12 protein-coding genes and 1 tRNA gene are annotated in these 10264 nt (G+C 64.1%); 4 read left to right on the top strand and 9 right to left on the bottom strand.

The annotated features are described in order from the left end of the window. The 3 genes from AC1D1X_RS07930 to AC1D1X_RS07920 form a co-directional block, all read left to right on the top strand. Nucleotides 1–382: tripartite tricarboxylate transporter permease (locus AC1D1X_RS07930; protein ID WP_477698091.1), on the top strand; the 382-nt coding region annotated here is incomplete at its 5' end. A gap of 140 nt (nt 383–522) precedes the next feature. Further along, complete coding sequence (locus tag AC1D1X_RS07925) at nt 523–972, top strand: DsrE family protein (RefSeq protein WP_477667824.1); 450 nt, start codon at nt 523–525, stop codon at nt 970–972. Nucleotides 973–1029: 57 nt separating this feature from the next. Further along, nucleotides 1030–1103, top strand: a tRNA-Gly gene (locus tag AC1D1X_RS07920). Between the two features lie 36 nt (nt 1104–1139). Here the strand turns inward: AC1D1X_RS07920 and AC1D1X_RS07915 are convergent. The 8 genes from AC1D1X_RS07915 to AC1D1X_RS07880 all read right to left on the bottom strand — a co-directional run bounded on the left by AC1D1X_RS07915 (nt 1140) and on the right by AC1D1X_RS07880 (nt 8220). Beyond that, nucleotides 1140–1577 carry a nuclear transport factor 2 family protein gene (locus AC1D1X_RS07915; protein WP_477667825.1) on the bottom strand — a complete coding sequence of 146 codons (438 nt, stop codon included), beginning with the start codon at nt 1575–1577 and terminating at the stop codon, nt 1140–1142. A gap of 6 nt (nt 1578–1583) precedes the next feature. Further along, nucleotides 1584–2375 (bottom strand): SDR family NAD(P)-dependent oxidoreductase, encoded by a 792-nt coding sequence (locus tag AC1D1X_RS07910; protein ID WP_477667826.1) that lies wholly within the window; start codon nt 2373–2375, stop codon nt 1584–1586. Between the two features lie 5 nt (nt 2376–2380). Continuing rightward, the gene (locus AC1D1X_RS07905; RefSeq protein WP_477667827.1) at nt 2381–2929 is read right to left on the bottom strand and encodes a DUF3833 domain-containing protein; all 549 of its coding nucleotides are present in this window, start codon (nt 2927–2929) and stop codon (nt 2381–2383) included. Further along, nucleotides 2926–4239, bottom strand: coding sequence for an MFS transporter (locus AC1D1X_RS07900; protein WP_477698090.1), 1314 nt, complete (start codon nt 4237–4239; stop codon nt 2926–2928). Before AC1D1X_RS07900 ends, AC1D1X_RS07905 begins: the two co-directional genes overlap by 4 nt. Beyond that, entirely contained in the window at nt 4236–4709 is a 474-nt protein-coding gene (locus AC1D1X_RS07895) for a chalcone isomerase family protein (RefSeq protein ID WP_477698093.1), read from the bottom strand. Before AC1D1X_RS07895 ends, AC1D1X_RS07900 begins: the two co-directional genes overlap by 4 nt. Before the next feature lie 95 nt (nt 4710–4804). Beyond that, on the bottom strand, nt 4805–6082 hold the full coding sequence (locus AC1D1X_RS07890; RefSeq protein WP_477667830.1) for a class I SAM-dependent methyltransferase: 1278 nt from the start codon (nt 6080–6082) through the stop codon (nt 4805–4807). Nucleotides 6083–6124: 42 nt separating this feature from the next. Then, nucleotides 6125–6925, bottom strand: coding sequence for a DUF1365 domain-containing protein (locus tag AC1D1X_RS07885; protein ID WP_477667831.1), 801 nt, complete (start codon nt 6923–6925; stop codon nt 6125–6127). After that, nucleotides 6922–8220, bottom strand: coding sequence for an NAD(P)/FAD-dependent oxidoreductase (locus AC1D1X_RS07880; RefSeq protein ID WP_477698092.1), 1299 nt, complete (start codon nt 8218–8220; stop codon nt 6922–6924). Before AC1D1X_RS07880 ends, AC1D1X_RS07885 begins: the two co-directional genes overlap by 4 nt. A gap of 124 nt (nt 8221–8344) precedes the next feature. On the opposite strand from AC1D1X_RS07880, the gene AC1D1X_RS07875 reads away from it, so the two are divergent. Further along, nucleotides 8345–8965, top strand: a complete 621-nt coding sequence (locus AC1D1X_RS07875) for a TetR/AcrR family transcriptional regulator (RefSeq protein ID WP_477667832.1) — start codon at nt 8345–8347, stop codon at nt 8963–8965. A gap of 171 nt (nt 8966–9136) precedes the next feature. Here the strand turns inward: AC1D1X_RS07875 and AC1D1X_RS07870 are convergent, their stop codons facing one another. Then, nucleotides 9137–10102 (bottom strand): DMT family transporter, encoded by a 966-nt coding sequence (locus AC1D1X_RS07870; RefSeq protein WP_477667833.1) that lies wholly within the window; start codon nt 10100–10102, stop codon nt 9137–9139. Nucleotides 10103–10264: the final 162 nt, after the last annotated feature.

The raw sequence follows: 10264 nt of genomic DNA, 5'->3' as shown, positions 1-10264 counted from the left end.
GTTTCCGGCCATCCTGTTTTTTTGCTGTATCGGCACCTTCAGCATCAACAACAGCCTGGACGACATCTACATCACAGCCGTGTTCGGTCTGGTGGGCTATTTGTTTTTGCGCCTGGAGATGGAGGCCGCACCACTCCTTCTGGGTTTCATTCTGGGACCCATGCTGGAGGAAAATTTCCGCCGCGCCATGCTTCTCAGCCGGGGTAGTTTTAGCGTCTTCGTCAATCGACCCATCAGCGGAACCTTGCTGGCCATGATCGGAACTCTGGTCGTGTGGCAGGTCGTGGTGTTTGTCCGGAAGCTGATCAAGGCGCCCGACCATCACATCCACTCGGACGGCAATGCACCCGCCGTGCCGCTACCCGCAACCGGTGGTAAGTGAGGTCGACGTGAGGCAAAAGCAGTAGAGCCCGCCGGTTCTCCCCCGACCCTGAAAGCCCCCAAGCCTCTCACGAGCCTGGGGGCTTGTTTCATACGGCCGTTGTGTTGAAATGAGCCCTCCCCCTCAGGAGACCTTTCACCATGAACCGCAGACTCTTCATCCAGGCCGGGGCCGTCGGCTCGCTGGCCCTTGCCGCTCCTTTTTTGATAGCTGCTCGCGCACAACCAGCGGGCGCCACGGGCACAAAACGTCAGGGAATCGTGATCCAGGTCAGCGACAACGACCCGGCCAAGTGGAACCTGGCGCTGAACAACGCCAAAAACCTGCAGGACGACGTGGGCGCCGCCAACGTCGACATTGAAATCGTCGCCTACGGGCCCGGCATCAGCATGCTCAAGCTCGAATCACCGACCGGCTCCCGTATCGCCGACGCCGCCAAAGCCGGCATCAAGGTCACCGCCTGCGAAAACACCATGCGCGGCCAGAAGTTGAGCAAGGACGACATGCTGGCCGGCATCAGCTATGTGCCCGCCGGCGTCACCGAGATCATGAAGAAGCAGCACGAAGGCTGGGCTTACCTGCGGCCTTGATCGACAGCTCAGGTTGGCTGGCTCCGCCCGGCGGCCGCTTCTATAATCGACAGAGTCGCGGGTGTAGTTCAATGGCAGAACGGCAGCTTCCCAAGCTTCATACGAGGGTTCGATTCCCTTCACCCGCTCCAGCTTCCGCACCAAATGGCTTGCCGCGCCTGGTCAGCTTACGCATTGCCACGCCGCTTCATCCATCTCATCAGGCTGCCGACCACGGGCAGCTTTTCATAGAGTTCTTCAGCCGCGTCCCAGTAGTCGCGGTGCAGCGTGATGCGGCCTTCGCCGTCCAGCACCAGGTGCGAGCCGCCCAGTATGCACTGCGCCCTTCCCCGCTGAAAACGTTTGAAGGCAAAGTGGAATTCCCAGGTCAGGAAGCATTGCGTGCCTTGCACGATGCGCCCGGTGATGACGAAGCGCGGGTTGTCCACGCTCGCATACATGTGACGAAAAATGCGCTGAATTTCGGCCAGGCCTTGCACGTCGTTGAACGGGTCCTTGAAGCGCACGTCGGGGGCGTAGATGGCGCCCAGCGTTTCCACGCCCGCGGGGGTGAGGGTCTGGAAGGTGTCTGCAATGCGGTCGACGGCGTAGTTGGCGAAGTTCATGGATTTCTAGGCCTGCCTGAGGCGGCGGGTCGCCGCGAAAAATAGGAAATAGGGCAAAAGCCGCAGGGCTTTCATCCAGAGGGTAAAGCGTTTGGGGAAGTGGATTTCAAATTCTCCGCGTGCCCAGCCCCGCAGTATTTCGCTCGCCGCCTGTTCTGGGCTGATCAAGGCGGGCATTTTGAACTGGTTCTGTTGCGTCAGCGGTGTGTTGACAAAGCCGGGGTTGATCAGCGAGACACCGACACCCTGGGCGTGCAGGTCCAGGTACAGGGTCTCGGCGAGGTTGATGAGCGCGGCCTTGGTGGGACCGTAGGCCAGGCTGTTGGGCAGGCCCCGGTAGCCGGCCACGCTGCCCATGAGGCTGATGTGGCCGCGCTGGCCGGTGCGCGTATCCGGCTGTCGCGCCAGCAGCTGCGGCACCACGGCGTCGAGCATGTAGAGCGCGCCCAGGTAATTGACTTCGTTGTGGCGCAGCAGGTCGGCCAGGTCCATGTGGGCGGCGTCCATGGCGTGGTAGTGGCCCGCGCAGTACACGACGCAGTCCAACGCATCCTGCGCGGCCAGAGTTGAGGCCGCGGCCTTCACTGCGCTCGCGTCGGTGACGTCCAGCGGCAGGGCCAGGGCGCCGGGGTGGGCGTCGGCGAAGGCGTTGAGCGCATCCGCGCCGCGGGCCGACACCACCACCTTCGCGCCCCGGGCGTGCAGCGCCGAAGCGGTGGCCCGTCCTATGCCGGTGGATGCGCCTACCAGCCAGACCGTGCGGCCGCGCCAGTCCGCGATGCGGGAGTTAAGTGCCATGGTGCTTACCGTTTGATGAAGGACAGCGTCACTTCGCCCAGGCCCACACCCCACTTGCGCATGGCGGCCTTGTTGAGCATGACTTTGTCGTTCATGAGGTACACCCAGTCGTCAAACTGCACCTCGATCACCCTGCCGTCCACCGGCAAGGCAAGGGTGTAAGCCCAGTTGAACGCATTGCCGCTTTGCCGGCCCTCGGCGGTGCCGACCACGTCGTCGGCCTGGCCGGTGTAGCGGCCGTCGGCGTGGCGCGTGAGGCGCCAGATACGCCGCTGGGTCGTGCCGTCGGAATAGCTGAAGGCTTCGTCGAGCACGCCGGCGTCGCCCTTCCAGGTGCAGGTCATCACCACACTAAAGCGCTTGACGACCTTGCCGGAGCGGTCGGTGAAGATGCCGTAGGCGTCGAGCGTGCCGTTGAAGTAGTCGCGCAGTTCCAGCACCGGGGTTTCCCTGGCGTAGTCCCGGACTTGCGGCGTGCTGCATGCGCCCAGCAAGGCGACGCACACGATGGCGGCGAGAAGGCGTGAGCGGTGGAAAAAAGTGCGTTGTGTCATGGGGTGTGCGGCTGGGCCGTGGTTGGGAGGATGAAAAAATGGAGCGCGCCGGCCGCCAGGGCTTTGAGCGCGCAGGGCAGGAGGCAGTAGGCGGCGGTGAGCAGGGCGGAAGCGTTGGCATCCCGCACGCCGGGCACATAGCCGAGCCAGCCCAGCAAAGGCAGGGCCAGGCCGGCGGCCAGCGCCAGGTTCAGCTTGGTGGCGAAGTTCCACCAGCCGAAGTAAGCCCCTTCGGCGCGGCCGCGGTCACCGGCCTTGGCGATGACGCCGGCCAGCAGCGCGCCGGGAAGGACCAGGTCACTGCCCAGGGCCGCGCCGGACAGGGAGCACACCAGCAGGAACCAGGGCGCATCGCCCGCGCCCAGCCGGCTCGCGCCCACAAAAACCGCGATGGACAGCAGCATGCCGAAACGCCAGCTGTGCGCCAGCCCCCAGCGCTTGACCCCGCGCAGCCACAGCGGCATGGACAGCGCGCCGCACACAAAGTACACAGCCAGCGCGGCGGACTGCATGGCCTCGCTGGCCAACAAACGGTCTTGCAGGAAAAACAGCACGAGCGTGGCAGGGATGGCGCTGGCGATGCCGTTAAGCAGGTAGACGCCCAGGAGGCGGAGAAAGTCGGGATTGCGCCACGGATGCCGGAGCGCGCCGGCGGTGCTGTCCGCGGCGCTTGCCGCTGCATGGCGGCGCTTGGGCCGGGGCGCCRCGCGCCAGGCCCACCAGCCGCCTGCCAGGCCGACGACCAGCAGGGCCAGCATGACGGGCACGCCCAGCAGCGCGGGCGTGACCGACGCGAGCAGCACGCCCACCAGGCCCAGCCCTTCGCGCCAGGCCACGACGCGGCTGCGATACAGCGCGTCGCCGCCCAGCATGGCGCCCCAGGACTGGTGCGCAATAGACAAAGCGCTGTAGGCCGCGTAGGTCACGACCAGCCAGAACCCCGCCCACCAGAGCAGTGTGGTGGGATCACTCACCAACGGCACAAACAAAAAAGAAAATCCCACGGCGAGAACGGCTCCCGCCAATGCGCCCATCACCAGCACGGCGCGAAGCGATACGACATAGAGTCGATCGCACAAGCGGCCCAACAACGGATCGATGACCGCATCGAGCAGGCGCGCGCCCAGGAGCACGGCGCCCAACGCCGCGAGCGAAACACCCCAATGGCGCGTGTACAGATTGGGCATCAAGACATAAAGCGGCAGGGCGCAAAACGCCAGGGGCAACCCCAGCAGGCCGTAGCGCGCCCCGCCGCTCAGACCCAGAACCCGGGGCTCCGCTTCGATGCGCGCGGCCATGGAGGGATTCATGGTGCGGCACCCACCGGGGCCGGGGATTTCTCCTGCGCCAGCAGCGCGCGGCGCATTTGCGGCTCGGAGGTTTGCGGTGACAGCCAGATGCCGAAGAAGAGTTTGGCAAACAGCGGGTCGCGCACTTCACCGAGCAGGCGGCCGTTGCTCCAGAATACCGCGCCCGTGGCGGGCTGGTGCACCCCGGTGATGCGATCGCCGGCGCCGACATCGGGGAACAGCGCACGCATCTGGTTTTCCCAGGCGGTTTCCTGCGCCGGGGTGATGGCCGCCTGGCGGCGCATCTCCGCAATGGATCGCCGGGCAATGTCGGCCCCTTTGAAGTCACGCAGGTAAGCCAGCTCCAGCGCAAACGGGCTTTTTTCATAGGCTGGCCCGTCGAATCCTGGTGCGACCCAGAGGGTCGCCCGGTAAACTTCAAGGCCCCAGAATTTCAAACCAGCCTGACCCGACAGGCTGGCCGCAGGCAAGGCGGAGCGTAGCTCTTGCGGCAGGGGCAGAGCCTGAACTTGCAAGCAAGACAAGCACCCAATGACCGCCAATATCGCGCAAGCAGATGCGTTTTTCATATCGAAAGCGCTTCAGGTTTGCGCAGGGTGTACTGCATCAGGTTGATATCACCCGTGTCAAAGGCAGCCTCACAGTAGCCCAGGTAAAACTCCCATATGCGCATAAACCGTTCGTCAAAGCCGAGCGCCGCCACCTCGGCCTTGCGGGCGATGAAGGCGTTGCGCCAGCGGCGCAGCGTCTCGGCGTAGTCCGCGCCGAAGGCGAATTCGTCCACCACCTCCAGCCCCACCGCCTGGGCCTGGCGGCGGAATTCCCGCGGGCACGGCAGGCAGCCGCCGGGAAAGATGTACTGCTGGATGAAGTCGGTCGACCCGACATAGCGGTCGAACAGTGCGTCGTTGATGACGATGCTTTGCACGCAGGCGCGCCCGCCGGGTTTGAGCAGGCGGCTCACGGCGGCAAAGTACGTGGGCCAATAGGCCTGGCCCACGGCCTCCACCATCTCGATGGAGCAGATCGCATCAAACGGCGCATCCGGGATGTCGCGGTAATCCTGCAGGCGCAGGTCGGCGCGCCCGCCCGGGCCAGTGCTCACGCCGAGGCGCTGCATGCGCGCCTCGGCATAGGCCAGCTGCTCGGTGCTCAGCGTCACGCCCACCACGGCCGCGCCGCGTTCGACGGCGGCCTGCTCGGCAAGTGCGCCCCAGCCGCAGCCGATTTCCAACACGCGATCGCCAGGCTTCACGCCGGCCATGTCCAGCGCGCGGCGCACCTTGGCGTTCTGCGCCTCGGGCAAGGAGCGCGACAGGTCGCCGTCGAACCAGGCGCCGGAGTAGTTCATTGTCTCGTCCAGCCACAGGCGGTAAAACGCGTTGCCCAGATCATAGTGGGCGTGGATGTTCTTGCGGCTGTTGGCGCGGCTGTTGTGGTGCAGCAGGTGCTTGACGCGGTACAGCAGCCGCCCGAGCCATGTGCCGAAGATCATCGCTTCGACCTCCCGGCGGTTGGCGGAGAACAGCTTGAGCAGCTGGGTCAGGTCGGGCGTGCTCCAGTCCCCGGCGATGTAGCTCTCGGCAAAGCCGATGTCGCCGGACTTGAGCGCGGCACCGAACACCTTCCAGTTGTGCAGCGTGATGCTGGCGCTGGGGTGTCCGGGCATATGCATGTCATGCTGCTGCGGGTGCTCGCCAAAGCGGCGCTGCGAGCCGTCGGGCAGGTGCAGGGTCAGCGCGCCGTGGCGCAGGTTTTGCAGCAGGCGCAGCGCGCTTCGGGCGGCGGCCGGCGCATCATTTGGAAACGCAAGACCTTGGACGGTGCGGGTAACGGCGTTCATGTCGGACTCCTGGAATGGGGCTTATGCATTGCGCGTGCGCCTCTAGCGCGAGACAAAGCTTTGCGGCGGCTCGGGTTTGCGAAAGAAAGGCACTTTTTTCAGCCACAGGCGCAGCGCCTGGACGTGGATGTGCAGCACCACGCCCAGCGTCATCGCGGGATAGCGCCACAGGGCGCCGCGCAGGACGGCGGGCGTGATGGGTTGCAGCCTGCCGCTCACGCTGGTCTGCAACACGGCGGCGCCAGCGACGATGTCGTCGTAAAAATCCACACGGGCCACCGTACGCGCCTGTTCGCCTTGTTCGCTGCGCATAAAGCGAAAGCGGTAGTGACCCTGCACCGGGTTGAAAGGGGAGACGTGAAACACCTTGTCCGCGCGCTGCTCCACGCCATAGCGCGGGGCATCCAGCACATAACAGTGCCGCTCGCCGAAGGTGTTGTTGACTTCCACCACGATGGCGCGCAGGCAGCCCTCCTGGTCGCTTGCCGCGCGGTGGCAATACCAGAAGCTCACCGGCTTGAAGGTGTAGCCCAGCACGCGCGGATAGGTGTGCAGCCAGGCCTCGCCGGTCGCGTCGTGAATGCCTTCGCGCTGCAGCACTTCGTCCAGCCAGGCGATGGCACCGCCCTGCTCCGGCGCGCGCCCGTCGCCGTGGTCAGTCTCGAAGAAGCTCAGCGCGCCCCCGCGATTGATGCGCCACTGGCCCGGTTGCGGCGCCTGCTTTTGCAGACTGCGCAGCGGCAGCATCAGGAAGTACGTGGGGTAAACAAACGCGTGGCACCGCGGGCGCAGGCGGGTGTGGCGCACTTGGCCGAAACCGATGAGCGGCACGGGCTGGCTCATGCGTCCGCCAACAGCTGCGCGGCGGCAGCCAGCCCGGCCTTGAGGCCGTCTTCATGAAAGCCGTAGCCCATCCACGCGCCCGCAAAGTAGCGATGGTTTTTGCCCTGCAGCGCCGGCATGCGGGTCTGCGCCRCCACGGCGGCCAGGTCGAACACCGGGTGGGCGTAGTCGTACTCACCGATGATTTTTTCCTGTGCGATGGGGCGCACCGGGTTCAGGGATACGACCACCGGCTGCTCCCAGGGCAAGGGCTGCAGGCGATTGATCAGGTAGTGCAGGCACACCCGCGCGCCCTCCTGCCCGGCTCCGCCCGCGCGCTCGTAGTTCCAGGCCGCCCATGCGGCCCTGCGCGTCGGCAGAACCGAGACATCCGTATGCAGCACGGCCTTGTTGGACTGGTAGTGAATGGCTCCCAGGGTTTCACGCTCCTGCGCCGTCGGCGCGGCCAGCATGCGCAGGGCCTGGTCGGAATGGGTGGCGATGATGACCCTGTCAGACAGCTCGGCGCCCGCGTCGGTGTGGATGCGCACGCTGGCTTTGCCGTCCGGCGTGTTGCCAACGTGTTCGATACGGCGCACCGGGGTGTTCAGCCGCTTGTTCGCAATGCCATCGATGATTTTTTCGACATAGTGCCTGGCACCGCCCTGCACGGTCCACCACTGGGGGCGGTTGGTGATTTGCAGCAAGCCGTGGTTGTGGCAAAAGCGCACCATGGTCGACACCGGGAACTGCAGCATCTGCGCGGTGGGGCAGCTCCAGATGCAGGCCATCATGGGCAGGAAGTACCAGTCGCAAAACGCGGCACCGAAGCCGTGCTCGTCCAGGAACTTTCCGAGGGGTTGGCCCAGTTGCGCATCGGTTCCGCTTTGGGCCATGCGGCTGGTCAGGGCGTTAAAGCGCAGCAGGTCGCGCAGCATGCCCCAAAAGCGCGGGTTGGCCAGATTGCCGCGTTGCGCAAACACGGCGTTCAGGCTGGAGCCGCTCCATTCCATGGTGCGGCCGTTGCCGAAATCGTCGGTCTGCACCGAAAACGACATCTCTGACTTGACGCTTGCCACGTCCAGCTCCGCCAGGAGCTTGATCAGTTGCGGGTAAGTGCGCTCGTTAAGGACCAGAAATCCTGTATCCACCCCGTGGGTGACCTCACCGCGCGGTGTTGGAAGCGTCACGTCGACGGTGTGGGTATGCCCGCCAAACCAGGCGCCCGCCTCCAGCAGCGTGATGTCCGCCTTGCCCCTGAGGGCATGGGCGGCCGCCAAGCCTGAAATACCCGAACCCACGATGGCCACTTTGATCGACACACGCACTCCTTGAATTGCCTGGATCAATTCTATACCAATCAGTATTTATTAAAACTACTTAGTATTAATATTTCCTTTGAATTCTTTTTTCAAACTAAATTGGCTAAAATCAGGCCATATGACCCTTAGCACCCTCCCTCCCAAGGTTTCCTTCAAGGCGCAAATGCTGCTGGCGCGTGAAGACGCCATCATCCAGTCGGTGAACCGTCTGCTGGCGGAAAAAGGCTTTGAAGCCATGACAGTGGACGAAGTGGCTGCCGCGGTGGGCATTGCCAAAGCCAGCCTTTACAAGCACTTTCCCAGCAAAGAAGACCTGGCGGCGGCGGCCATGGTGTCGGTCATGCGCCGGGCGCAGGCCTTTCTGGACACATTGCCCACCGAGCTGTCCGCCGTGGACAAGCTGCGCAAAGTGGTGGCGTGGACCATGGGCCTGAAGCTGGCGGGTGAAATGCCCTCGCTGCCCAGCCAGAACTCCAGCCTGCGCACCGCGCTGATGGCCAACAAGGACTACATGGACGGGCTCATGGACGTGAGTGACCGGCTGGGCGCCTGGATTGAGGCGGCACAGGCACAAGGYGCCATCAACCCCAAGCTCCCGCCCATTGCGGTGCTGTATACCCTGTACGCCCGCGCCTGCGATCCCGTGCTGGAGTTTTTGAAAATGGGGGAACTGCACACCGACGATGAAATCGTCGCCCTGGTGCTGAGCACGTGCTTTGAAGGCCTTGAAGCCCGCTGATCGCCGGCGCACATGGGGCCTGCCTCAGGGACCGGCATAACTGCCTCGGAGCCTTCCAGGATATCTGTGCCTTGAGTTCCTTCGTAACCGCGTACCCCAATCATCGGGGCTGTGCCGGCTGGGTGCCTTTTTGGCACCGCGGTATTGAGTTTCCGGGTCAGGGTCGGTGCGTCAACGCATCACGATGATCACGATGCCGAGCAAGGTCAAGCCACTGCCTGCCAGCGTGGTGGCCTTGATGGCGTCCTGGTCCTTGAACAGCAGATGGCTGAGCGGAAAAACCAGGACCGGCGTACACAACGTCACCAGCGTGGCAACGGACAGCGGTATGTAGCGCATGGCGCCGATCACGCACATTTGCGCTGAAATGGTGGTCACACCGATCAGGGCGTACAGCGCCATACCGCTGCGGCTGGCTGAGCGCAGGCGGGTAGCCATCGCGCGCTTGCCAGCGCTGAAAACCAGAAGCAGGGCCAGGCCGCTGGCGGCGCCTATCAATGCGCCCACAACGGGCTCGTTCCAGCTGCGCACAGCTGACCCCCGGAGCACATTGCCGATCGCATACGCCAGCGAGCTGCCCATGCCCAGCAAAAAGGCCGATTGCAGCGCCCGCTGAAGCGCGGTGGATTGCACAGGCGCAGGTGCGGGGCCTCTGTCGGGCGCCAGTGCTGGCGTGGAACCGCGGCGCGAAAAAAAACCGGGCTTGTAGCTGACCAGCATCAGGCCGCCTATCGTCATGACCATGCCCAGCGCCACCAGCATGCTCAGACGCTCTCCCAGCAGCAGCCARGCCATCAGTGCGGTGAACAGCGGGCTGCTGATCTGGAAAACGCTGGCTTTGGCCGGTCCGAAACGCACCACGGACTCGTAAAAAAACCAGCGCCCCAGGTAGGTGGCAAACGCGCCGGCAGCGGCAAAAAGCCAGAACGCCTGCGCATTCCAATGCAAGCCATCCGTGCGCAGGCCCATCTGCACCAGCGTGGCCAACGCGGAAAACACCACGTTGGAGGAAGCTGCGATGAGAAAACCCAGGCCAAGCTCCAGGCGGCTGGACGCCACCTTGGTGACCAGAATGGAGACCGTGAAAAGCAGCAGCGCAACGCTGGCCAGCAGGTAACCGAAAAAGGTATCAGACATCCAGATCAAGCATCAAATCGGCATTCAGCCCTTATAAGACGGGCGCAACCAGCTATCAAAAAAGGAGCGTTCATCACGACGTCAGATCTTGAAAGCTTCCAGTGACTCGGGGGCAAAGAGCTCCTGCGGCGTGAGCAACCGCTTTGAAAGGCCCTGCTCAAA

The organism is Polaromonas sp. P1_G4, assembly GCF_056405475.1.
The sequence above is the reverse complement of the archived record's forward strand: the minus strand, read 5'-3'. Positions and strand labels throughout refer to the sequence as shown.